General features: G+C 68.2%; 20 protein-coding genes, 1 tRNA gene and 7 pseudogenes. 9 read left to right on the top strand and 19 right to left on the bottom strand.

Features of this window, described 5'->3' with window-relative positions; all coding sequences use genetic code 11:
- Window positions 1-37: 37 nt before the first annotated feature.
- Window positions 38-1,469 (top strand): annotated as a pseudogene (locus tag V8F63_RS08865) (short-chain fatty acyl-CoA regulator family protein).
- 165 nt (window positions 1,470-1,634) lie between these two features.
- Here V8F63_RS08865 and V8F63_RS08860 read toward each other — a convergent pair.
- From V8F63_RS08860 to V8F63_RS08850, 3 genes and pseudogenes are all read right to left on the bottom strand, one after another.
- Entirely contained in the window at window positions 1,635-2,468 is an 834-nt protein-coding gene (locus tag V8F63_RS08860) for a universal stress protein (RefSeq protein ID WP_392352892.1), read from the bottom strand.
- Between the two features lie 79 nt (window positions 2,469-2,547).
- Window positions 2,548-3,984 (bottom strand): hypothetical protein, encoded by a 1,437-nt coding sequence (locus V8F63_RS08855; protein ID WP_392352891.1) that lies wholly within the window; start codon window positions 3,982-3,984, stop codon window positions 2,548-2,550.
- Window positions 3,985-4,120: 136 nt separating this feature from the next.
- Window positions 4,121-5,082: pseudogene (locus V8F63_RS08850) on the bottom strand (WYL domain-containing protein).
- A gap of 113 nt (window positions 5,083-5,195) precedes the next feature.
- On the opposite strand from V8F63_RS08850, the gene V8F63_RS08845 reads away from it, so the two are divergent.
- A complete protein-coding gene (locus V8F63_RS08845; RefSeq protein WP_025978313.1) occupies window positions 5,196-5,435 on the top strand; it encodes a hypothetical protein in 240 nt (79 codons plus the stop codon).
- Between the two features lie 13 nt (window positions 5,436-5,448).
- Here the strand turns inward: V8F63_RS08845 and V8F63_RS08840 are convergent, their stop codons facing one another.
- Genes V8F63_RS08840 through V8F63_RS08830 form a run of 3 tightly spaced genes read right to left on the bottom strand, consistent with a single transcriptional unit; the run spans window position 5,449 to window position 7,757 of the window.
- A complete protein-coding gene (locus V8F63_RS08840) occupies window positions 5,449-6,915 on the bottom strand; it encodes an amidohydrolase family protein (protein ID WP_392352890.1) in 1,467 nt (488 codons plus the stop codon).
- Between the two features lie 39 nt (window positions 6,916-6,954).
- A complete protein-coding gene (locus tag V8F63_RS08835; protein WP_392352889.1) occupies window positions 6,955-7,371 on the bottom strand; it encodes a DUF1801 domain-containing protein in 417 nt (138 codons plus the stop codon).
- A 14-nt stretch (window positions 7,372-7,385) separates the two neighbouring features.
- Window positions 7,386-7,757, bottom strand: a complete 372-nt coding sequence (locus tag V8F63_RS08830; RefSeq protein ID WP_392352888.1) for a cupin domain-containing protein — start codon at window positions 7,755-7,757, stop codon at window positions 7,386-7,388.
- Between the two features lie 135 nt (window positions 7,758-7,892).
- Between V8F63_RS08830 and V8F63_RS08825 the strand changes: the two genes are divergently transcribed.
- Window positions 7,893-8,516: a hypothetical protein gene (locus V8F63_RS08825; RefSeq protein WP_392352887.1), complete on the top strand. Its 624-nt coding sequence runs from the start codon at window positions 7,893-7,895 to the stop codon at window positions 8,514-8,516.
- Between the two features lie 42 nt (window positions 8,517-8,558).
- On the opposite strand, the pseudogene V8F63_RS08820 reads toward V8F63_RS08825, so the two are convergent.
- The 8 genes and pseudogenes from V8F63_RS08820 to V8F63_RS08785 form a co-directional block, all read right to left on the bottom strand.
- Window positions 8,559-9,971, bottom strand: a pseudogene (locus V8F63_RS08820) (NAD(P)(+) transhydrogenase (Re/Si-specific) subunit beta).
- Between the two features lie 25 nt (window positions 9,972-9,996).
- Window positions 9,997-10,179: a hypothetical protein gene (locus tag V8F63_RS08815; protein ID WP_392352886.1), complete on the bottom strand. Its 183-nt coding sequence runs from the start codon at window positions 10,177-10,179 to the stop codon at window positions 9,997-9,999.
- Window positions 10,176-10,373 (bottom strand): hypothetical protein, encoded by a 198-nt coding sequence (locus V8F63_RS08810; protein WP_392352885.1) that lies wholly within the window; start codon window positions 10,371-10,373, stop codon window positions 10,176-10,178. Before V8F63_RS08810 ends, V8F63_RS08815 begins: the two co-directional genes overlap by 4 nt.
- A gap of 18 nt (window positions 10,374-10,391) precedes the next feature.
- Window positions 10,392-10,673 carry a hypothetical protein gene (locus V8F63_RS08805; RefSeq protein ID WP_312445604.1) on the bottom strand — a complete coding sequence of 94 codons (282 nt, stop codon included), beginning with the start codon at window positions 10,671-10,673 and terminating at the stop codon, window positions 10,392-10,394.
- Window positions 10,670-10,996, bottom strand: a complete 327-nt coding sequence (locus V8F63_RS08800) for an NAD(P) transhydrogenase subunit alpha (RefSeq protein WP_253119494.1) — start codon at window positions 10,994-10,996, stop codon at window positions 10,670-10,672. Before V8F63_RS08800 ends, V8F63_RS08805 begins: the two co-directional genes overlap by 4 nt.
- Window positions 10,997-11,375: 379 nt before the next feature.
- Window positions 11,376-12,505 (bottom strand): annotated as a pseudogene (locus V8F63_RS08795) (Re/Si-specific NAD(P)(+) transhydrogenase subunit alpha).
- 219 nt (window positions 12,506-12,724) lie between these two features.
- On the bottom strand, window positions 12,725-12,970 hold the full coding sequence (locus V8F63_RS08790) for an aa3-type cytochrome c oxidase subunit IV (RefSeq protein ID WP_278070620.1): 246 nt from the start codon (window positions 12,968-12,970) through the stop codon (window positions 12,725-12,727).
- 83 nt (window positions 12,971-13,053) lie between these two features.
- Window positions 13,054-14,061 (bottom strand): serine hydrolase, encoded by a 1,008-nt coding sequence (locus tag V8F63_RS08785; protein ID WP_392352884.1) that lies wholly within the window; start codon window positions 14,059-14,061, stop codon window positions 13,054-13,056.
- A gap of 471 nt (window positions 14,062-14,532) precedes the next feature.
- Between V8F63_RS08785 and V8F63_RS08780 the strand changes: the two genes are divergently transcribed.
- The 5 genes and pseudogenes from V8F63_RS08780 to V8F63_RS08760 all read left to right on the top strand — a co-directional run bounded on the left by V8F63_RS08780 (window position 14,533) and on the right by V8F63_RS08760 (window position 19,564).
- Window positions 14,533-15,747 carry a hypothetical protein gene (locus V8F63_RS08780; RefSeq protein WP_392352883.1) on the top strand — a complete coding sequence of 405 codons (1,215 nt, stop codon included), beginning with the start codon at window positions 14,533-14,535 and terminating at the stop codon, window positions 15,745-15,747.
- Window positions 15,735-16,334: a VCBS repeat-containing protein gene (locus V8F63_RS08775; RefSeq protein WP_392352882.1), complete on the top strand. Its 600-nt coding sequence runs from the start codon at window positions 15,735-15,737 to the stop codon at window positions 16,332-16,334. Before V8F63_RS08780 ends, V8F63_RS08775 begins: the two co-directional genes overlap by 13 nt.
- Window positions 16,335-16,449: 115 nt before the next feature.
- Window positions 16,450-17,921, top strand: a pseudogene (locus tag V8F63_RS08770) (sigma-54 dependent transcriptional regulator).
- 248 nt (window positions 17,922-18,169) lie between these two features.
- Window positions 18,170-18,825, top strand: a pseudogene (gene hdhA / locus V8F63_RS08765) (7-alpha-hydroxysteroid dehydrogenase).
- A gap of 76 nt (window positions 18,826-18,901) precedes the next feature.
- Window positions 18,902-19,564 carry a hypothetical protein gene (locus V8F63_RS08760; protein WP_392352881.1) on the top strand — a complete coding sequence of 221 codons (663 nt, stop codon included), beginning with the start codon at window positions 18,902-18,904 and terminating at the stop codon, window positions 19,562-19,564.
- Window positions 19,565-19,620: 56 nt separating this feature from the next.
- Here V8F63_RS08760 and V8F63_RS08755 read toward each other — a convergent pair whose 3' ends face one another.
- The 5 genes from V8F63_RS08755 to V8F63_RS08735 form a co-directional block, all read right to left on the bottom strand.
- Complete coding sequence (locus V8F63_RS08755) at window positions 19,621-20,187, bottom strand: hypothetical protein (RefSeq protein ID WP_278070615.1); 567 nt, start codon at window positions 20,185-20,187, stop codon at window positions 19,621-19,623.
- 95 nt (window positions 20,188-20,282) lie between these two features.
- Complete coding sequence (locus tag V8F63_RS08750; protein WP_392355064.1) at window positions 20,283-20,567, bottom strand: hypothetical protein; 285 nt, start codon at window positions 20,565-20,567, stop codon at window positions 20,283-20,285.
- Between the two features lie 152 nt (window positions 20,568-20,719).
- Complete coding sequence (locus V8F63_RS08745; RefSeq protein WP_024353345.1) at window positions 20,720-20,992, bottom strand: DUF2312 domain-containing protein; 273 nt, start codon at window positions 20,990-20,992, stop codon at window positions 20,720-20,722.
- 302 nt (window positions 20,993-21,294) lie between these two features.
- Window positions 21,295-21,420, bottom strand: a complete 126-nt coding sequence (gene ykgO, locus V8F63_RS08740) for a type B 50S ribosomal protein L36 (protein WP_003165750.1) — start codon at window positions 21,418-21,420, stop codon at window positions 21,295-21,297.
- 129 nt (window positions 21,421-21,549) lie between these two features.
- Window positions 21,550-21,626: transfer RNA gene (locus tag V8F63_RS08735), tRNA-Ala, on the bottom strand.
- A gap of 150 nt (window positions 21,627-21,776) precedes the next feature.
- Here V8F63_RS08735 and V8F63_RS08730 point away from each other — a divergent pair.
- Window positions 21,777-23,062 (top strand): annotated as a pseudogene (locus V8F63_RS08730) (lytic murein transglycosylase).
- Window positions 23,063-23,068: the final 6 nt, after the last annotated feature.

Genomic DNA, 23,068 nt, shown 5'->3' with positions numbered 1-23,068 from the left:
CACTTGCTAGTAAGTCATTATGTGACATGATCGCGCCATGAACGCCGCCGCTGATCGCAAGCTGTTCCTCGGCGGCCGCCTCAAGCGGCTGCGGCGCGACCTTGGCCTGTCGCAGACAGCGATGGCGGCGGACCTGGGCGTCTCGCCCTCCTATCTGAACCATATCGAGCGCAACCAGCGCCCCGTCTCGGCCCAGCTGCTGCTGCGTCTGGCCGAAACCTACGACGTCGACCTGCGCAACCTCGGCCAGTCGGGCGGCCCGGCGTCTGAGGCGGAACTGTCCGAAGTCTTCGCCGATCCCCTGTTTCAGGGGCTGGCCGTGCCGCGTCACGAGATCATGCAACTGGCCGAGGATCAGCCCGCCGCTGCCGACGCCATCCTGCGCCTCTATCGCGCCTTCTCCGACCGCCGCGTGCGCGACCGGGCCGAGATCGAGGCGGGCGGCGGAGCAGCTCCGACGGACAGCCCGTCCGAATGGGTGCGCGAATACGTCCAGGCCCGCCACAACCACTTTCCCGAGGCTCGACGCCCTGGGCGAAGCCTTGCACGAGGCCCTGCGCGCCGAGGCCCCCGGCCCCGACGATGGCTTTGAAGCTCTGGCCCGCGCGCGCCTGTTCGCGCGCCACAGCCTGACGGTCCGCACCCTGCCCGCCGAGGTCATGGTCGAGTGGACCCGTCGCTTCGACCCGCACCGGGGGCGGCTGCTGCTGTCCGACGCGCTGGGCCCGTCGTCGCGCGCCTTCGCCGTCGCCAACCAGTTGGCCCTGATGGAGCATGGGCCTGAACTTCAGGCCCTGACCGAGGCGGCGAACGCCCCTGACGCCCCGACGCGCAACCTGCTGAAAACCTCGCTGACCAACACCCTGGCCGCCGCCGTGCTGATGCCCTACGGCGCCTTCCAGCGCGCGGCCGAGGAAACCGGCTATGACCTGTCCCGGCTGCAGGCTCGCTTCGGCGTCGGTTTCGAGCAGGCGGCGCACCGGCTGACCACCCTGTCGCGGCCGACGGCGCGGGGCGTGCCCTTCTTCCTGATGCGGGTCGATCAGGCGGGGAACGTGTCCAAGCGATACGCCTCGGGCGCCTTTCCCTTCTCGCGCTTCGGCGGCGCCTGCCCGCGCTGGCGGCTGCACTCGGCCTTCCGAACGCCGGGCCGCATCGTCACCCAGATCATCGAGACGCCGGACGGCGGTCGCTGGTTCACCCTGGCCCGCACCGTCGACCGTCAGGGCCAGGACGCCTTCACCGAGGGCCACGACCTGGCCATCGGCCTGGGCTGCGAACTGAAACACGCCCACCGCCTGATCTATGCGCGCGGTCTGGACCTTCAGAAGCCGGAGGTCACGCCCATCGGCCCCGCCTGCCGCCTGTGCGAACGCCACCCCTGCGCCGAACGCGCCGCCCCGCCGGTCGGGCGAGCGCTGACGGTCGACGACTGGTCGAAGTCGGTGAGCCCGTATCCGTTCGCATAATTTTCCTTCTCCCCTTGTGGGAGAAGGTGGTCCGCAAGGACCGGATGAGGTGTCGATGCGGCGGCCGGCCGTTTCTACGAGACGAGCATCAACGGCCAGTGCAGGCGCAAACACCCCTCATCCGTCGGCCTGCGGCCGCCACCTTCTCCCACGAGGGGAGAAGGATTAGTGCGCGAGCATCAGCGCCACTGGCGCTTCGGTCAGCAGGGTCTGCGTCACCCCGCCGAAGATCCATTGCCGCATCCGCGCATGGCCCCAGGCCCCGGCCACGATCAGCCCGGCGCCCATTTCCTCGGCGCAGTCGATCAGGCGCCGCCCGCCAGAGCGGTCGTCGTGGGCGCGGGCGTCGGGCTCGGCGGCGACGCCATGCCCGGCCAGCCACCGGACAACGTCCTGCGTCCTGATCCGCGCCCCGTCGATATCTTCGGGGTCGCACAGTTCGACCACCCGCACGCTGTCGGCGCGCTTCAGCAGCGGCAGGGCCGCCTGCGCCGCCAGTCGGCTCTCGCGCGTGTCGATCCAGGCCAGCAGCGCCGGAGCATCCACTATCGATCGGATCGGACTGGGCGGCAGCACCACGACCGGCCGGCCGGCTCGCATGGCCAGATCCGCCGGATGCGGCGCACGCCACGCGCTGACCCCGCCCGCATCGCGCCCGACCAGAGCCGCATCCGCCGCCCGCAGGTGGCGCAGGGTCAGAGCCGTGGGATCGCCCACATCGCCCCGCCATTCGCCTTCGATCCCCGCCGCCTCGACGGCGGCGCGGAAACGCTGCTCGGCCGATTTCAGCGTGGTTTCGTTGCGCGCCTGCTGGGCCGCCATCACCTCGCCCAGCAATATGCCCGCGCCATAGGCGTCGGCCACCGGCGTCTCCGGTGCGCAAGCGGACACCCCGATCAGTCGGGCCCCGTGCGCGCCGGCGAGGGCGCAGGCCTCGATCAGGCGAGCAGGGTTATCGGCTTCGTCATCGACGTAAACGATCAGACTGGCCCAGGGCATGGCGGCCTCCTGTTTCAGGACACGCCCCATCAACGCACAAACCGCCCTTCCGCGCCTTGAGCCTGATCAATTCGTCCCCTCAGGTCTTCAGAACGATCCGCCCGCCTTCAACCCGATGCGGCACGCCCGCGCGGCGGAACAGATCGGCGATCTCGGCCGCCGGATCGGCTGCCCCCTGATCCAGCATGCGCCCGATGTCGGCCGCCAGCGTCGGATCGCCCGACGCGCGCGTCAGGGCGTTCAGCCATTCGTCGCGGGACAGCACTCCATCCCTGCGGTTGGCGTCCAGCAGGGGGCGCAGGAAGCCGAACCAGTCGCCGCCGTCGCGCCGTTTCTGCGCCCCCTCGGCCGTCATGGCGAAGACGGCGCCGCAGGCGTAATAGGCGCGGTGCTCGCCCCGCTCCGCCGCTCCGGCGACGCCGCGCCCCTGGCTCAGGGTCACGCAGTCGTCGACCTCTTCCTGCAACGCCTTGCGGTCGTCATAGGCCGGGTCCAGCGCCTTCAGCGCCCGCACAGCCATCAGGTCGGCCCCGCCCTCGGTGATCCACGCGTCGCGGGCGAATTCATAGCGCACCGCCTGGCCCAGCCAGAAGTGGGCGCTCTCATGGGCGATGAACCAACGGGACACCGTCTCCATCTCCGCCGTCGGACGGGTCACGCCCGTCCCCTCGAACGACATGACGATCAGGCCGGGCAGGACGCTGCCGCCCATGCTGGTCATCCGCTCGGTCGGGCCGTTCCACGACACCATGACGACCGGCTTGTCGCCGCCCGCGCCAGGGCGCCCCAGCCGCTGCATGTAGAACTGGCCCACGCGCGGGGCGAAGTCGCGGATCTTCTCGCCGATCCACGGCGGTAGGTTCGGGTCCATGACCGTGGTCAGCCCTTCGCCCGGGGTCACCCGCGCCTGACCCAGCAGAACATAAGACCGCTCGCCCGTCGTCGTCAGTTCGGCGTGACGCTCGCCGTTGAACAGCACCGGGCCGTCCAGGTCGCGCCAGGTCACGCGTGAGGGTCCGCCATCCAGATTGACCCCGTTCAGATCGGCCGGAACCGCCGCCGCCGCCTCGGGCGAGCCCAGGGCGAAGACGTCCATCTGCCGCGTCGGCAAGGCCACCGCCCCGTCCGAGAAGACCAGAGTCTTGTATTCCGCCTCCAGCTCGACCGCCTGAGGCGTGACGCTGAAACGGACATGGCGCGGCACGGGACCGCCGTTTGCGCTGCGGATGATGTCGTAGTGGCCGCGCCGCTCCATCACCACGCCGGGCGTCTCGACCGTCCACTGGCGCGGCCGCCACGGCTCGCGAACCTCGTCGATCAGGGCCGAGTCCATGAACGCCCAGACCACGGCGTCGCGGTTGAAGTGGTAGTCGACCGTCAGCCGCCCGTCGGCCCGCGTCACCGTCACCTGCGGCGCCGCCTCGACGTTCCATGGGCCGGGCGCGGGCGCGGCGGCGCAGGCGGTCAGCAGGAGGGCGGCTGCGGCAGCCCCCGTGGCCAGGATTTTCAGACGCACGCACGGCTCCCGTTCTGCATGTTCACTCTCCCGACCCTCTCGCCCTCACTCTTCGTCATCCTCGGCTTGACCCGAGTGTGACGGGTGAAAGCTAGAGGCCAAGCCTTAAGCCCGTCACCTTACGCTTTGCTCAGCTTTACGCCCGTTCGAGGGCGCGGCCCGCCGCCGCCAGCGCTTCGCCCATCACCGCCTTCAGCCGATCCGGCCCCACGATCGTCGCCTGCTCGCCCCAGGTGAACAGGTGCCAGGCCAGTTCGCGCATCCCCGAGGCGCGGAACCGCACCACGACCGATCCGTCGGCCTGATCCTCGATGGTCTGGGTCGGGTGCCAGCGCCAGCCGCGCGCCTCGGCGGCGCCCTCGGGCGAGATGCGCAGGGCCACCTCCTCAATCTCGTCCTGATAGATGCCGAAGGACTGGCTGGCGAAGGCGCCCAGGTCGAAGTCCGCGGGCGGCCGCGCCGTGCCCTCGCCCGCCTCGACCGCGCTCATCCGGTCCAGGCGGAAGGTCTGGATGCGCCCGCTTTCGCGGTCCGCCGCCACCAGATAGTTGGCCCGCCCGAACATAAGGCCGCACGGCGTCATGGTCCGGGTGCGCGCCTCAGCGCCGGGCCGGGCGTAGATGAAGTTCAGCGGCCGCTCGGCCAGCACCGCGCCGCGATCTCGGCCAGCACCGTCTCGTCGGCGCTGGGGCGCGGCCCGGCCTGGACGGCGATGGTCTCGGCCCGGACCAGAGCCTCCAGATCCGGCGCCATGCGGTTCAATGTGGTCGAGCGCATCGCCGCCTTCACCTTGCGCTCCAAGCTTTCCAGCGCCGCCGCCCGCGCCGGTTCGCCCGCGGCGCGCAGGGCGGCCGCCGCCTTGGTCAGCTCCAGCATCTCGGTCGCCGTTGGCGCCTGTTCGAAAGCCGAAAGCCCGCCGCGGATGCGCCAGCGCTTGGTCGGCGGATCCGACACCTCCTCGACCTGGGGAAACAGCATCAGCACGGCGTCGCGCATCCGCTCGGCCGTGCGGCGCCCGACGTTCAGCTGGGCCGCCATTTCATTCAGCGTCAGCCCCTCCGCGCTGGCCGCCATGCCCCGCGCCAGGTCGATGACCATGGCCGCCTTGTCGTGCCGCAAAAACTTCTCCACAGCGATACGTCCGAAACTGGCGCAATGCTGTCGCATCCTCTCATCATCAGCAAGAGGCATTCGCTTCAGGAGATCACGACATGGCCTTCGCCCGCACCCCGACCGTTCAAAAGCCCGCCAAGAAGACCTTCGCCGACCGCTACATGATCGTGCCGTGCGAAACGGAGAGCGATCTCGCCGTCATCTGGGACCGTCAGGAGGAACAGGTCGTCGACGTGATCAGCGCCTCGACGAGCCGCTACACCAACGAAGACGCCTTGTGGGACGAGTTCCACACTCCGCCCTTCAACGCCCGCTCAGACTGGCGCATGGCGGCCTGAGCGCCAGCTGCGATCAGGACGCCGGCGATGGCGTGAAGCTGGCGTTGCGCGCCGCGACCCGAGCGCGGATTTCGGCCCGCATCCGCTCCAGTTCGGCCGCATCGATCAGGCGGCCGCGCAGCACCACGGCCTCGGCGCCCCGGGTGGCGCTGACGTCCTTCAGGGGATCAGCCTCCAGCACCAGCAGGTCGGCCGACTTGCCCGCCGCCACCGCGCCGTAGCGTTCGCCCTGATTCAGGAAGCGCGGCCCGTCCACGACCGAACCCATCAGGGCCTCGCGCGGGGTCAGACCAAGCTTCACATACAGCTCCAGCTCATCGTGCAGCGAGAAGCCCGGATAGTTGAACGAGTTGAGGAAGCCCGCGTCCGTCCCGGTCAGGATGGTCACGCCCGCGTCGCGCAGCATGGGCAGGGTGCGTGCGGTCACGTCCTTAACGAAGTGGCGATCCTCGACCTGCTGCGGCGTGGCCTGGGCGGCGCGCTGGATGCGCCAGTCATAGGTCGCCCGGATGCCCGGCCCGACATAGGCCAGACCCTCGTCGTGCGAGTGGTCGTCCAGATCCAGATTGGCCAGGGTGGTCGAGCCGTAGAGGGTCGGCGACACCGCCGTGCCCAGCTCCCTCAGCCGCGCATAGACCCGCTTCGCCGTCTCCACGTCGAAGGTGTCGGCGTAGCGCCGCATGGTCTGGGCATAGGTGTATTTGCCCGCCAGATAATCGGCCGCGATGGCCGCCTCATCGCGCGAGCCCGCCTTCATGGCGTAGTCGAGGTGCTCGATCGACGACAGGCCTGCCTCGGCGGCCTCCAGCACGGTGATGCTGGCGGGAATGTGGGCCGAGGTCTTCATGCCCCGCTTCTTCGCCTCGCGCACGGCGTAGAGGAAAAGCTCGGGCGTCAGGGTGTTGTCGGTGATCTTGACGAAGTCGACGCGCAGGGCCTGCAGCCGGTCCAGGGCCGCGTCCACGTCCGCCTCGCTGCCGGTCTCGATCACGCCCTTCCAGACGGGGGCGACGCCCTCGATCTTGGGCCCAGAAGTGAAGATCCGCGGGGCGTCGGCCGTCGGCGGCGCGTCGCGCCAGTCCAGCACCTGCTGCGCCAGATCGCCCGCCGCGTCGCGCACCGCGACCACGCCGTTGACGACGAACAGCGGCATCAGCTCGGCGTTCTCCTCGATCAGCGCCTCGCCGCCGCCGAAGTGGACGTGCATGTCCCACAGCCCCGGCATGACATAGCGGTCGCCCAGATCCTGCGTCCGCGCGGCCTGATAACGGCCCGCCTCGCCCTCAGGGCCCACAGCCACGATGTCGCCGCCGCGCACGGCCACCAGCTGATCCCGCGTGGTCGTCCCCTTCTCGACGTCCACCACCGTGGCCGAAGTCAGCAGCAGGTCGACCGGCTGTACCGGCGTTTGGGCGGCGGCCAGCGGCGCCAGGGCGCAGGCGGACAGCAGGGCGGAGGCGGCGATCAGAAAGGTGCGCATGAATCCGCTATAGGCCCTTCGCTCGCTCGGGCAAGCCAATCAGGGATAGCGGCGTTTCATCTCTTCGAAAGACCATTCGCACAGCGTCCGCAGCGCCGCCATGTCCACCTGATCCAGCCGCTTGATATACAGGCAAGAGACGCTGGTCGTGTGCGGCCCCAGACGGCCCAGAAGCGCCGCCTGGGTCTGAAAGCCGGGCATGATGTAGAGCGTCAGCGCCGCCTTGCGCGGAGAAAAGCCGATGCGCGGCCAATCCGCCGGCTTGTTCGTGCTGTTGACGTAGGTGTAGCGGCCGAAACCGACGATGGACGGCCCCCACATCACCGGCGCATCCCCGGTGACCGCCTGCATCAGGGCGCAGACCGTGCGGGCCTCCTCCCGTCGCCGGGCGGGTTCGACCGACGCCAGGAAATCCTCGACCGAGGCGTCGGTCGGCTTGGTCTTAGGTTCGCTCATTCCCGGCCTCCGCTTCAGGACAGGCAGTCACCCTGCACCGGTCCGATCCGCCCCGCCAGACACCATCCGCCGATCGCCCGCGTCCGAATCCAGCCGCCTTCAGGAACCGTGAGCCAGCGGCCCGATCCGGCCGCCAGAGTTTCCAACCGCACGCCCGCCTCCGTCGCCAGCTCGACCTCCAGCGCCGCCCCCATATAGACGGTCCAAAGCTCCTCGACTTCCACCGCGCGCCAGTCGTGCGAAGCCTCCGGCGTCAGCAGGCGATAGGCGCTGACCACGGTGCAAGGCTCCGCGCCGCCCGCAGCCGCCATCGCGCGCTCCCAGACGCCGTCGTCCAAGGCTTGCAGGCCCAGATTGCCGATGACTTCCTCGACCGTGAAATCCACGCCTCGTCGCCCGCCCCCAATGTTCGCCAGCAGCGCTAGATGGCGCCGTTCGCCCCCTCGCCAATGCCGTGCGCGCCAGACATATTTCAGCCGCAGAACGTCGTTTTCATGATCCACCACTCGGGGGAGTTTGAAATGTTGACGGCTCTGATGTCCCTGGCGATCGCCCAGGCCGATCCCGGCGCAGCTGCTGACACATGCGTCCATGACCGCGCCGCGCTTCTGGCGCTGTCGCCTGCGGACTTTGATCAGGATCTGGACGGCGGCTGGCGCCCTCTTGGCGAAAAGCCGGAGTGCGCCGAAATCGCCGCCGACCTGCTGGCCGATTATCGGAAGACGCGCTGGGGCGAACTGACCCCAGGCGAACTCCACACCAACTATTGGCACGAGGGACAGCTGCGCGCGGGGCTGGGCCAGACGCAGGCGGCCACACGGCTGATGATGGCCGGGGTGAACCCGGACATGGCCCGCAGCGGCTTTGCTGACTATGCGCTGGGGACCATCGCCTTCCTGCATCAGGACCGCGCCGGCCTGCTCGCCGCCAGAGAGCGGCTGGCCGCCCTGCCCAAACCGCCCGATTTTGACGACGCCGCCCGGCGCTTCAAAGCCCAGTACGGGTTGGAGTTGAAGTGGCCTGCCAATCTCGGGGTGCTGGACGGCTTCATCGCCTGTTTTAGCCGCCCCTATAATGAGGCCTATGGCGCCTGCCCCGCCGACGACGAACCGCCGCCTGCATCATCGCCTGAACAGCCGCGATAGGCGGATTTAGGCGGCGCCGATCGCGATGATGCGGACGCGACCTCAGAGCGCCTTCACGATCCCCTCGACCATCTTCTTGGCGTCGGCGAACAGCATCATGGTGTTGTCGCGGAAGAAGAGCTCGTTCTCGACGCCTGCATAGCCGCTGCCCATCGAGCGCTTTATGAACAGGACCGTGCCCGCCTTCTCCACGTCCAGAACCGGCATGCCGTAGATGGGCGACTGGGGGTCGGTCTTGGCCGCGGGGTTGGTCACGTCGTTGGCGCCGATGACGAAGGCCACGTCGGCCGAGGCGAACTCGCTGTTGATGTCCTCCAGCTCGAACACCTCGTCATAGGGGACGTTTGCCTCGGCCAGAAGGACGTTCATGTGACCCGGCATCCGGCCGGCGACGGGGTGGATGGCGTATTTCACCTCGACGCCCTCTTCCTTGAGGATGTCGGCCATTTCGCGAAGCGCGTGCTGGGCCTGGGCCACGGCCATGCCGTAGCCGGGCACGATGATGACCTTGGACGCGTTCTTCAGGATGAAGGCCGCGTCCTCGGCCGAGCCCTGCTTGACCGGCCGCGTCTCGACTGCGCCCCCGCGACCGTCCCCGCCTCGGCGCCGAATCCGCCCAGGATGACGCTGACGAAACTGCGGTTCATGCCCTTGCACATGATGTAGCTGAGGATCGCGCCCGACGATCCGACGAGGGCGCCGGTGATGATCAGGGCGATGTTCTCCAGCGTGAAGCCCAGGGCCGCCGCTGCCCAGCCGGAATAGGAGTTCAGCATGGACACCACGACCGGCATGTCGGCGCCGCCGATGGGAATGATCAGGGTCGCGCCCAGGATCAGGCTGAGGACGAACACGCCCCAGAAGGCCCAGACCGCCGTCCCGCCCGTCCCGATCAGGATGCCGATCAGGAAGACCAGGGCCAGGGCCAAGCCGATGTTGATCAGGTGCCGCGCGGGCAGCAGGATCGGCGCCCGCTCATCCGCCCGTCCAGCTTGGCGAAGGCGATGACCGAGCCGGTGAAGGTGACGGCTCCGATGGCGACGCCCAGGCTCAGTTCGACGATGGACAGAGTCTTGATCCCGCCGCTGGCGGTGACGATGCCGAAGGCGTCGGGCGCATAGACGGCGCCCACCGCCACCAGACAGGCCGCCAGGCCGACGAGGAGTGGAAGGCCGCGACCAGCTGCGGCATGGCCGTCATCGGCACGCGGTTGGCGATCACCGCCCCCGCCCCGCCGCCGACCACGACCCCGCCCGCTATCAGGGCCAAGGTGAGCGGGTCCAGCGCGCCCGATGTCCCCAGCGTCAGCAGGGTGACGCCGACGGCCAGGGCCATGCCGACCATGCCCAGCGTATTGCCCCGTCGGCTGGTCTCGGGGCTGGATAGGCCCCTGAGAGAGAGGATGAACAGAACCCCCGCCGCCAGATAGGCCAGCGCCGCGATGGATGCGTTCATCCCCCTCCCCTCTTTCAGTCCTGAATCAGAAAACGTTGACGATGGCGGGCGCGCCGCCGTTTGTGCCCGCAGCCTTGGCTTCGCCGTCCTTGACCACCGCCAGGCCGACGGGGCCTTCGCCGCCGGTCTTGGTCACCTTGCAGCGACCGTTGTCGCCGGGCAGGCGACCGGCCATCCGGCCCGAGCCGGTGTGATTGATGCGGTTCATGTGAATCCCCGGATCGTGACCGGGGTGAAGCCGCACTCCAGCGCCCAGCTGGCGCCCTGCGGCGCGACGACCGACCAGTGCAGGCCCGCATAGGGGTTATTGCCCACTTCGCGGTCCGACTGAGCCGAGGCGGCGCCGGCGGCGGCGACAGCGGCGGACAGGACCAAGGCGGAAATCAGGGAAGCTTTCATCACGCGATACTCTTCGTTGGGTTAGCGTTTGACGGATTGAGTGCGCGACAGACGCCACAGCGCCGCCGCAATGAAAAGAGGGCCCAGCAGCATCATCGCCCAGTCGAAGACCGTCATCTCGCGATCCTGAATGATGATGCGCGTCAGCACGGCGGCGAACACCATGACCACGCCGCAGTCCTGGAACCGCAGCCGCCCGATGGGATCCTTGATCCGCACCCAGCTCACGATCCACAGCGCCACGCCCAGACCCGTGACGGCCCAGGAGGCGTAGAAGGCCAACATATAGGGGGACAAACTCACGAGGCCTTGGGCCTTTCCTTCTTCTTGTACATGGCCAGCATCCGGCGCGTGACCATGAAGCCGCCGAAGATGTTGACGCTGGCCAGCGTTACGGCGGCCACGCCCGCGCCCTTGGCGATCCAGCCGTTCGGCCCGCCCGCCTGGGCGCTCATCGCCGCCGCTGCGATCAGGCCGCCGACGATGATGACGCTGGAAATGGCGTTGGTCACGGCCATCAGCGGCGTGTGCAAGGCTGGCGTCACGCTCCAGACGACGTAGTAGCCGACGAAGATCGACAGGACGAAGATCGCTAGACGAAAGACGGTGGGATCGACGTGTTCCATCATCAACTCTTTACATCGGCTCTCGATAAATGAGCTTTGCATTGGTGCAGATAATGTCGCCCAAATGCCATGCAGTAGATGGCTCAAAACAATCAGTTACAGCAACTCGAACTAGGTCACCCGGTTGAGGATGATCACCAATTTGCTCGTCCGACCATGAGACTTGCACCCACCGCCCCGAGATTTGAGCCTGAAATCCCTCCGCAAACATATCCGTCACGCAGACAGGCTCCGGCGTCACTACAAAACCATATCGAAGGTTCGTGCCGTTTGGATGCCTCGACTCGACGTAGCGAAACTCTCCTTCCAGCGGCCCCTTTAGCTCGACACAACTGCCTATCGTTGAGGCTCTGGACCGCTAATGCAAGAAGCAGGGAAATCATCCCCTCACTCCTTCATGCACCACGGCGCCGCCGTGGGTGACGACGGCGGCCTTAAGGATTTCCTCCTCCAGATCGACCGACAGGACGCCGTCCTTAATCATCAACCCCAGGAAGGCGACCAGGTTGCGGGCGTAAAGGGCGCTGGCGTCCGCCGCGATGCGGCCGGGTAGATTGGTCCAGCCCACGATCTTCACGCCGTTGGCCGTGGTCACCACCTCGTTCGGCCTGGAGCCTTCGACGTTGCCGCCCGCCTCGACCGCCAGATCGATGATGACCGAGCCCGGCTTCATCGACGCGACGTGCGCCGCCGTCACCAGCTTGGGCGCCGGGCGGCCGGGGATCAGGGCCGTGGTGATCACCACGTCCTGCTTGACGATGTGGGCGGCGGTCAGATCAGCCTGCTTGGCCTGATATTCGGCGGACATGGCCTTGGCGTAGCCGCCCACCGTCTCGGCCGCCTTGAACTCTTCATCCTCCACGGCGACGAGGCGCCCAGGCTCTCGACCTGCTCCTTGGCGGCGGGGCGCACGTCAGTGGCCGTGACGACCGCGCCCAGACGCCGCGCGGTGGCGATGGCCTGAAGCCCCGCGACGCCCGCGCCCATGACGAAGGTCTTGGCGGCGGCCACCGTCCCGGCAGCCGTCATCATCATGGGGAAGCCCTTGCCATAGGCGTAGGCCGCCTCGATCACCGCCCGGTATCCGGCCAGGTTGGCCTGGGACGACAGCACGTCCATGACCTGGGCGCGGGTGATGCGCGGCACGAACTCCATGGCGAAGGCGGTGGCCTGAGCGCCCCTCAACGCCTCAACCGTCGCCTTGTCGCGCCAGGCGTTCAGCAGGCTGACCACCACTGCGCCGGGTTTCAGGGCGCTGATCTCGGACGCGGTGGGCCCGCGCACCTTCAGCAGCACGTCAGCCCCGGCCAGCGCCGCCGACAGGTCAGGCTTCACGCTGGCCCCCGCCTCGGCGTAGTCGTTATCGGGAATGGAGGAGCCCAGGCCCGTCCCGGCCTCCACGCTGACCGTGGCTCCCAGGGCGATAAGCTTCTTCACCGTCTCCGGCGTTACGGCGCAGCGCGTTTCGCCTTCACGGCGTTCGCGGGTGACGGCGATGGCGACGGCCAAGCGAATCCCTCCCACTCCACAGGGTCGAACCGACGTTAGGCCGAAGCCGAAGCGGGCGTCAAAGGCGCGTCTGCGACGCGGAGCGATTTTCTTGCCGCCTAGGCCAGCCGTTCGGCCCACGTCGGAAGTTTCGACCACCCAACCCGCCTAGGACGCAAGCAAAAAGCCCGCCGGACGCGCCGACGGGCCTTTCAATCACTTCCGTCCGGGAAACCGGGCTTAGTGGGTCTTCTTGCTCTTCAGCATGAAGAAGCCGACGACCGACACCACCACCGAGACGATAAAGGCCGGGAGGAAGCCAGCGCCCACGCCGAACCACACCGTCAGGAACAGGATCACCACCGCCGTGGCCAGCGAGACCCACTTGGTCAGGCCCAGGAACAGCGCCCAGGTCCAGGCCTGTTCCGAGATGTTCATTTCCCCGTGGACGTGGGGGGCGGTCGCTTCAGCGTGCTGGTCGGCCATGGGGTCTTCCAAAAGAGTCGGGATTTCGACGGCTCTTATAGCGAGGCCTGCGCGCGGCTCAAGTCCGTGGGGCCTCAAGCGCTTCAGTCGAGGCTTTCCAGCACCGCACGTGTAAAGGCGGCGACGTCGAACGGCTTGCCCGCCAGGTCTTCCCCGCGCCGCACGATGACCACCTGACGGCTGGGCACGATCACCACATACTGACCCCGGTTGCCGAAGGCGGCGAAGGCGTCGGCGGGCACGCCCTCGGAGCGGTTCATCAGCCAGAAGGTCGCGCCATAGCCGAAGTCGCCCGTCGGCGGCTGCGGCCCGGTCGGAGCGGTCACATAGTCACGCCACCCCTCGGGCAAGAGGCGCCGCCCCTCCCACACCCCATCCTGCAGATACAGTTGACCGAAACGCGCCAGATCGCGCGCCGTGGTCCAGACCTGGCTTGACAGGATGTAGTTCCCGCGCCAGTCGGTCTCGGCCCAGGTGTGGGTCATGCCCAGGGCGTCGAACAGTTCGGCCGGCGGATGGGCGGCGAAGCTCGGAGCCGCCGCCATAGTCGCCAGAAGCGTGTCGTTGTTGGCGTAGCGATAGACCGTCCCCACCGGCGCCAACAGCGGCCAGCCGGGCGCCTGCTCATCGACCGCCACGCCCCCGAAATAGAGGCCGTCAGTGCGGTTTCCCGCCGTGTCGCTGGTCAGGCCCGACAACATCCGCATCAGGGCGTCGACTGTGATGGCCGCGCGCGGGTCGCCCGGCATGCGCCAGTTGGCGATTGCGGCAGGCGCCTTCACATCCAGATCGCCGCGCTGCACCGCCGCGCCGATCACGGTTCCGGCCAGGCTCTTGGCCACCGACCAGGTGCGCTGGGGCGTGTTCGGGCCGAAGTCAGTCGCATAGCGTTCCGCCACCCGTTTGCCGCCCTGCATCACCACCACGCCGGTGGTGTTGGTCCCTTCGCCGAAACCCTGATCGAAGGCGCGTCCGACGGCGGCCTCCAGCGCGCGGGCGTTCCCCTTGGGCCGGGCGGTCGGCAGGTCCGGGGCCGAGGCCCGGCGCGCCAGCGGGGCGCGTTCCGGCGCAGCGCCCGGCGCATAACCCATCGGCTCGATGACGCAGCCGCGCCCTCGGTCCAGGTCGCCACGCGCGGCCGGGCGGCCTGATCCCAGGGGACGGCGACCGTGTTTCCCGCCATCTCGACCTTCATGGCGCCCACCAGAGGCTGGAGCTCAGGATAGATGCCGACCAGTTCGTTCGCCTCGACGCTGGCGACCGTCCGCTCGCCCGCCGCGCGCGCCGAATGGACGGCGCTGCAAACCGTCAGCGCCTTGTATCCCGCCGCCAGGGCGCGGTGATTGGCCGAAGCCTCAGTCTGGGCGAGAACCGTCGTCGGCAAGGCGAGAACGGCGGCGAGAACAAGCACACGGGACGCGATTTTCATGCGGCCACGCTTCAACGCCGGGCCCCGGCTGTCAACGCTTCTTCCTTCTTCTGCGACGCGAGAAGAAGACGCGGGGCTTCCCACGCCGGCCTTCGCGCGCCACCTTGCCGGCCAAGCTCAGGAAAGACCTGTCATGACCTACGCCGCCACCGACCCTACCGGACGCGCCTCGCTGGATGGCGCGCGCGGGCTTGCCGCCCTTCGGATCGGCATCGGCCTGATGCAGGGGCTGATCCTCTATCTGCTCTACCGCTCGGCTTCGGACAGTGAGGCCCTGGCCTGGCCTGCGACCCAGCCGTCGCTGTTCGCCGCCCTGGTGCTGGCGACCCTGTTCGCGCCGGTGATGCTGCTGGCGGGCGTCGGGCGGATGGGATGGAAGGCGCTGGCGCTGTGGGGCGTCGTCGCGGCGGCGGTGCTGGCGCTGATGGGCTGGCATGACGCGGCCCAACGGGCGAGCGACTATTTCCACCCGCCCTATCTGCGCTTTCCGGTCGTCGCCTTCGCGGCGGCGGCCCTGTTCATCGCCCACCATCTGATCGTGCCGGCCGTCGCCGCCAGACGCTGGATCGCTGATTTCGACGACTATTTCGACACGGCCTGGAAGGCCGGCGTGCAACTGGTGCTGTCGCTGGGCTTCACCGGCGCCTTCTGGCTGCTGCTGTTCCTGGGCGCGGCACTGTTCCGCGTCATCGGCCTCAGCTTCCTGAGCGACCTGCTGGGCAAGGAGTGGTTCTCCATCCCCGTGACCTGTCTGGTCTTCGCCGTGGCGGTGCAGCTGACCGACGTGCGCGGCGGGCTGATCCGGGGCGTGCGGACGGTGGCCTTGATGCTGTTATCCTGGCTGCTGCTGGTTATCACCGTCCTAGTCGCTGGTTTTCTGGCCGCCCTGCCCTTCACCGGCCTGGACGGGCTGTGGAAGACGGGCAGCGCCACGGCCCTGGTGCTGTCGGCGGCCGCCGCCCTGATCGTGCTGATCAACACCGCCTATCAGGACGGACGCGAGGATAATCTGCCGCCGGCCGCCCTGCGCCTGGGCGCGCGCGTCGCCTCGGTGCTGCTGACGCCGCTGATCCTGATCGCGATCTGGGGTCTGAGCCTTCGCATCGGTCAGCATGGCCTGACGCCGGACCGCATCATCGCCTCGGCCTGCGCCCTCGTGGGCGTCATCTATGCCGCCGGATACGGGTGGGCCGCCCTGTCGCCGCTGTGGCGCAAGACCGCGTGGATGAAGCCGCTGGAGCGGACCAATGTCCTGGCCGCCGTCCTGACGGTGCTGGTCATCCTGGCCCTGTTCAGCCCCTGGCCGACCCGGCGCGCCTGTCGGTCAACGATCAGATGGCGCGGCTGAAGCGCGGCGCCGTCAGCGCAGCCCAGTTCGACTACGCCTTCTTGCGCTATGATGCGGGCAAGGCCGGGCGCGCCGCCCTGGCCGAGCTGGCGAAATCGTCCGACGCGGAAGTCGCCCGTCACGCTAAGGCCGCTCAAGCCTCGACCTCGCGCTATGAGCTGACGGACGCGACCACGCCCCCGCGCGCGCCCAACATCGCCCCCTGGCCGGCGGACAAGCCCCTGCCCGCCGCCTTCCTGGCCCCGACGGCGCCCCCGGATCCGCGCTACGCCTGCAACAGCGACGACAACTGCCTCGCCGCTCAGCGCGACCTGAACGGCGACGGCCGCGATGAAATCCTGCTGGCGACGACCTACCGGATCGCCCTGTTCGCTCAGGGCGCCGACGGCCGCTGGGTTCATCAGGGCGACTATCAGGTTCCGCATTGCCCCGGCCCCGGCGCCGGCGGCCGCGACCTGCGCGAGGCGCTCAAAGATCCCGATCTGAAGACCGCCGCCCCGCCCTGGCCCGACCTGAACATGGGCGACCTGACCGGGCGACTTCAGCCGGAAACCGTCTGCCCGCAACCCGCCGTCGTTAACCCCTGACTCAGGTCTCCGAAACCCGATCTTCATTCCCTCCGTTCTAGGATCGTGTCGAAACGAGCCAGTCCCGAGCCAATGAGGACGGCCGTTCGATGGTGATGTTGAAGGGTGTGCTCCAATGGCCAAGACCATTCTGGTCGTCGACGATGATCCTACCCAGCGCCGCCTGCTGCAGGCGGTGCTGGAGCGTGAATACTATGCCGTCGTCCATGCCGAATCCGGCGGCGAGGCCATTGATCGGCTGACCAAGGGCGGCGGCGCCGATGTCGTGCTGCTGGATCTGGTGATGCCGGGCCTGTCGGGTCTGGAAGCCCTGGCCGAGCTGCGCACGGCAGGCGTGACCACGCCGGTCATCGTGCTGACGGCCAACGGGGGCATCGAGACGGTGGTCAAGGCGATGCAGGCCGGGGCCCAGGACTTCTTCGTCAAGCCGGTCGGGCCGGAACGCCTGCTGGTCGGCGTGCGCAACGCCCTGCAGATGACCCAGCTGACGGCCGAGATCGGCCGCCTGAGGAAGCGCGCCGCCGGCCGGACCTCCTTCGACGACATGGTCGGCGACAGCGCGCCCATGCGCATGGTCAAGGCGCTGGGCCAACGCGCGGCCAAGTCCTCCATCCCCGTGCTGATCACCGGCGAGAGCGGCGTCGGCAAGGAAGTCATCGCCCGCGCCCTGCACGGCGCCTCGGACCGGGCGGGCAAGCCCTTCATCGCCGTCAACTGCGGCGCCCTGCCCGCCAACCTGGTCGAATCCATCCTGTTCGGCCACGAGAAGGGCGCCTTCACCGGCGCTCATGAGAAACACGCCGGCAAGTTCGTCGAGGCGAACGGCGGCACCCTGTTCCTGGACGAGATCGGCGAACTGCCGCTCGACATGCAGGTCAAGCTGCTGCGCGCGCTGCAAGAAGGCGAGGTCGATCCCGTCGGCGGCAAGCGTCCCGTCAAGGTCGACGTCCGCATCGTCTCGGCCACCAACCGCGACCCGGCCCAGCAGGTGAAGGAGGGCGCCTTCCGCGAAGACCTCTTCTATCGCCTGAACGTCTTCCCGATCGAGGCGCCGGCCCTGCGCGAACGGCGCGAGGACATCCCCGCCCTGGTCGACCACTTCATCGCCCGCTTCAACGTCGAGGAAGGCAAGCGCGTCACCGGCTGCTCGGCCGAGACCCTGGCCCTGCTGCAGGCCCACGACTGGCCCGGCAATGTCCGCCAGCTGGAGAACGCCGTCTATCGCGCCCTGGTGCTGGCCGATCGCCCCTGCTCCAGCCGCACGATTTTCCGGCCATTTCCGGCGTCGCCGTGCCGCTGGGGTCGATCACAGCCGCCCCGGCCGGAGCGACAGCGTCCGACCCGACGACAGCCGCCTCGCCGGCCGACGGCGACGACGGCCAGCACGACAGCCCGGTCCGCATCACCGATGAACGCGGCCATGTCCGCACCCTCGAGGAAATCGAACGCGACCTGATCCAGCACGCGATCGAGGTCTATTCCGGCCACATGTCGGAGATCGCCCGTCGTCTGGGCATCGGCCGCTCCACCCTCTACCGCAAGGTCCGCGAACAGGGGCTGGAGGAGCAGGTTCGAGAGGCGGGCTGAAGGCCCCGCCATCGTCAGGCGTCGACGACGACGGGGCCATAGGCATGCGGCGCCTGGATGTTGCGGATTTCCGACAATGGAACCTAGCGTGGCCGATCCACGCTTGCTGGTGAAGGCAACGGACAGCAACAGGCGGCGCAGACGATGGACGCACATTTCCGACTGGATGGGCACGTCGCCCTGGTGACGGGGGCTGGCGCGGAATCGGACGCGCCATCGCCGAGACCTTCGCTGCGGCAGGCGCCGCGGTGGCCGTCACCGATCTGGACGCGGCCAAGGCCCTGGCCGTGGCGGACGGGGTGACGCAGGCGGGCGGACGCGCCGTCGGCCTGGCCTGCGACGTCACCGATGAAGACCAGCGCATCGCCGCCGTTCAGGCCGTCGTAGCGGCCTTCGGCAAGCTGACCCTGCTGGTGAACAATGCGGGCGGCGGCGGACCCAAGCCGTTCGACATGCCGATGAGCGATTTCGAGCGCGCCTATCAGCTCAACGTCTTCGCCCCCTTCCGTTTCATGCAGCTGACGGCGCCGCATATGCAGGCCGCAGGCGGCGGGGCGGTTCTGAACATCACCTCGATGGCGGGCGACAACAAGAACGCCCGCATGGCGTCCTACGGCTCGTCCAAGGCCGCAGTCAGCCACCTGACCCGCAACGTCGCCTTTGACCTGGGGCCCAAGCGGATCGCGTCAACGCCATCGCGCCGGGCGCCATCAAGACCGACGCCCTGGCCAGCGTCCTGACGCCGCCGATCGAAGAGGCCATGCTGAAGCACACGCCGCTGGGTCGGCTCGGAACGCCCGACGACATCGCCCGGGCGGCGCTGTTCCTGTGTTCGCCCGCCGCGTCCTGGATCAGCGGCCAGATTCTGACGGTCTCCGGCGGCGGCGTTCAGGAACTGGACTGACGCCCCTCGGGGTTCCATCGGCGGGTTTTACAGGCCAAACCTCTTCCCTCCTGTTCACGGAGGGGAGCCTTCCACCTTGCTACGTCCCGTTGTTATCGCCCTGAGTCTGGCGTCCGTCGCCGCTCTGACCGCCGCCTGCTCCAACGCCGAGGCGCCGGCCAAGGCTGAGGCCGCCGCTTCCGCCGCGAGCAAGATCGCCCTGCCGCCCGAGTGCGAGAACCATCCCCTTCTGGCGGCCATGCCGACGGCCCAGATCATCGCCGGCAAGCCGCTGACCGAGGTCGAGTGTCAGGCCTTCTCCGTCGCGATGACCTATGGCGAGCCGGGCGCCAGCGCCAAGATCACCCTGATCGACGCCCAGGCGCCGATTCCCGAGGACGCGGGCGCCCTGGCGGGTCTGCTCTCCAAGGCCCAGCAGACCGCTTATGAAAGCGTCTCTCGCGGCGTCATCATGGTCAAGGGCGTGCGCGAGGCCGCCCTCACCTCCCCGACCGCCGTCGCGTCCGTCGGCGGCGAAAACTATCTGTCCGTCGTGATGGACGGCCCGACGGGCGAGCCCGCCGTCATCAGCGTCGAGCCCAAGGACGCCGAAGGCCGCGTCGGCGCGCTGATGAGCGTGCTCAAGGGCCGCTACGCCCTGAGCATCGGCATCGAACAAGACGACCTGTCCGGCGCAGACGCGGCGCGCGCAGCCTACCAGCCCTACTTCAGCGCCATGCGCCTGAACGCCTTGCCCTGAAGCAACAGCAGGGCGGCGCAGTTTGTCTCCGCCGCCCCCTTTCGGGTTTTCCCGGATCAGTTGCGGCTGATCGTCAGGGTGTAGCTTCCTTCCGATCCCCGACGCGCCATGGCCCGAGGCTGATAGGGCGTGATGACGTAGGTCGTGTCCTTGGACGCTTTCAGCTCAGCCGTTTCGCCGTCGACCTCGCCTCGAAATACGGCGGCGCCGCTCTGATCGGCCGCATCGCTGATGTTGACATACAGATTAGCGTTCGACGGCTTGAAGGCGACCTTCAGGGTCTGCCCTGACGCCACGGGCACCGCATAGACCGGCGCCGCATACCCCTTCACCGTCCCTTCCTTCGTCACCGAACCGATCCGCTCGAAGGAAAGCGCCTCCAGCGTGGAGCCTGCATCCCTGACAAAGGCGCGCGCGGCCGCTTCATCGACCGCAGGCAGGGGCGAGACCGCGTCCGGCGCCGCGGTTACCGCCTGGGGCGCGGCCGCAGGACCGCCACTGAGATCCGTCGTCGCCGCTGTAGCGGCCTCGGGCGCGGCGCCTGGACGATCCCCGCACGCAGCCAGGGCCAGGCTGAGGCTCAGAAGACCGCCGGTCAGGGCGGCGGGGCCGAAGCGTGTCATCAGTCTTCTCTCTCGGGAAATACGGAAATTCAGCAGGCGCAACGCACAGCCAAGCTGGGCGGTTGCCTTCAGTCTTCTGTCTTGGGCGGCGTAGGTCAGCCCCAGCCCCGCGCAGATCGGCGCGGTTCGCCCTTGGCCTTGGCGGTGATCTCTTTCAACTTGCGGCCCTGCATGGCCGACAGCGGTTGACCCGGCGCGCCCTTTTCCGGATCGGCGAAGGCGCGGCCGTGTTCACGAATCCGCTCCCCGACCGAATCGAGAAACTCGCCCTCCCATTCGGACAGGGAAACGCCCGCCTTCTCGGCCGAGCGGCGGGCGCGTTTCAGGGCGTTGAGCGCGGACCGCTTGGCCGCCTCCTTCTGCTGCTCCCAGGGGCTCAGCGAAGGCTTGGTTTTAAGGGCGCTATCGCCCTTCGGGCTGCTTGAGCGCGAAAGGCCGCTGGAACGCAGCTTCGCGTCGCCGCCCTTCAGGCTGCTGGAGCGTGAAGGGCCTTGGGAGGGCTTGAAGGGCGTACGCTTCAGGCCCGCCTCCCTTAGATCTCGCCGAGCGCCGACAGATAGAGGTCAAGAATCGCTTCTTCTTCCTGACGCTTGGCCTTGTCCTGCTTGCGCAGGCGCAGAACCTTGCGCAGCACCTTGACGTCATAGCCTTCGCCCTTGGCCTCGGCGAAGACCTCCTTCATGTCGCCCATGACGGCCTGCTTGTCCTCTTCGAGGCGCTCCAGGCGCTCGATGATGGAGCGCAGACGGCCCTGGGCCGTGGCGGTCAGGACGTCGGGGCTGGCGTCGAAGGAAGCGTCGTCCATGACTGAACTCCAGAACTCATAAACAGGCTGCACCCTCAAACAGGCCAAGGGCCGTTAGGGCAAGAAATAAAGCTCTCAAACAGGCCGAAGGCCGTTAGGGCGACTAAGCACGCCCTCAAGCAGCCCAAGGGCCGTTAGGGCCGCTTGAGAAAGAATCACTAATCACGCGCAAGGGTCAGGCTCAACGCCGGACGCGAAAAAGCCGCGGACAACGCCCGCGGCCCTGTGGATAGTCATCCCATCCACCGACGATCGGCGCGCGCCTCGCCTTCAGCAGGCGGGGCGCGCCGGATCGCGCCTGATCAGCCTTGTTTGGCTTTGAAGCGCGGGTCGGTCTTGTTGATGACGTACAGAACGCCCTTGCGGCGAACGATCTTGCAGTCGCGGTGGCGACCCTTCAGCGATTTCAGCGAGCTACGGACCTTCATGGTCGGACGTCCCGGATTTGGAGGCCCGTGAGGGCGGGTAAAACAAAAGAGCCGCGGGCGAACCTGCGGCGGAGGCGGTCGTATAGAGAGGCCGTGGCCTTTCGTCAACATTCCGCGCGGGGAATCCGCTGGAGGCCTGGCCTCCGAGTCGAACGGAGGATCTCCGGACATGCACGTCCGACGCGTCGCCCCTCCGCCACCAGGCCGTGCTCAGGGAACGGCACAATGTAAATCCCGCCCCTTAACCGCCTGCTGTCGAAAAGGGTTAACGGCGCTTTCACCCTTATCACGGAAACTGATCCTGCCTTCGCGCGCTTGTGATTGGTCGTGGAATTCGGGGGCGTTAGCCTGTGCTCATGCGTATCGCTTATCGCCTTGTGTTGTTGGGTTCGGTCGCCGCCTGCACCCCCATGGTCCCCATGCCGCCGCAGCCTCAGCCGGCGCCGCCGCCCGTGGTCGAGCCTGCGCCCGCGACGCCTGCGCCCACGCCGCCTCCCGCCCAGACCGATCTGAGCGAGGCCTATGACCACGCCAGCTTCGACGCCTGGAAACAGAGTTTCCTTGAGCGCCACGGCGGCGCGCATAAATGGGAGTACGCCCGCGAACTGGAAGGCGTGACGCCGAACCCCAGCGTCGTGCGCCTGGACCGCAACCAGCCTGAGTTTTCACGCCCCGCCGGGGTCTACATCCAGAACGCCACCACCCCGGCGCGATCTCCATGGCCCGCCAGCGCGTCGACCGCGTGCCCTGGGAGGTGACCCAGAAATACGGCGTGCCGACCGAGATTCTCTTGGGCATCTGGGCGCAGGAGAGCGCCTTCGGCCAGGTTCAGGGCGACTTTGACGTCATCCGCTCCCTGGCGACCCTGGCCTATGACGGCCGCCGCCGCGACTGGGCTGAGGAGCAGCTGAAGCACGCCTTGGACATCGTCGTGTCGGGCAAGCGCGACCGCGCAGGGCTGAAGGGCAGCTGGGCCGGGGCGATGGGCCAGACCCAATTCATGCCGGACAACTATCTGAAGCTGGGCGTCGATCAGAACGGCGACGGCAAGGTCGACATCTGGGGCTCGGACGCCGACGCCCTGGCCTCGGCGGCGAATCTGCTGGCTCAGGCCGGATGGAAGCGCGGTCAGGGCTGGGCCTATGAAGTGACCCTACCCTCCAACTTCGATTACAGCCAGGCTGAGGGGCCGAAACACCCGTGGTCCTATTGGGTCGCGCGCGGGGTGCGCCTGGCCGACGGCGCCTCGCCCAACAGCGCCGAGGCGGCTGAGGGCGCGGCCATCCTGCTGCCGCAGGGCGCCAAGGGGCCGGCCTTCCTGGCCCTGCCCAACCACTATGTGATTCGCCGCTACAACAACTCGGTCAGCTATGCGCTGGCCATCGGCATGATCGCCGACGGGGTGGCGGGCAAGCCGCCCCTCAAGGCCTCCTGGCCCAACGACGGCCCCCTGACGCGGGACCAGAGAATCGGCGCTCAACAGGCCCTGACCCGCATGGGCTTCGACACCCAGGGCGTGGACGGCGTCATCGGCTCCAACACCCGCGCCGCCCTGCGCCGCTGGCAACAGGCGAACGGGCGGACGGCGGACGGATACCTGACCGACGTCTTGGCGGACGAGTTGATCAGAAGAGCGCGCTGAGCCTCT

The sequence above is a fragment of the Brevundimonas sp. LF-1 genome (genome assembly GCF_037055305.1).
Lineage (GTDB): Bacteria > Pseudomonadota > Alphaproteobacteria > Caulobacterales > Caulobacteraceae > Brevundimonas > Brevundimonas sanguinis.
Note: the sequence above shows the minus strand (reverse complement) of the source record. Positions and strands in the feature narration are given on the sequence as shown.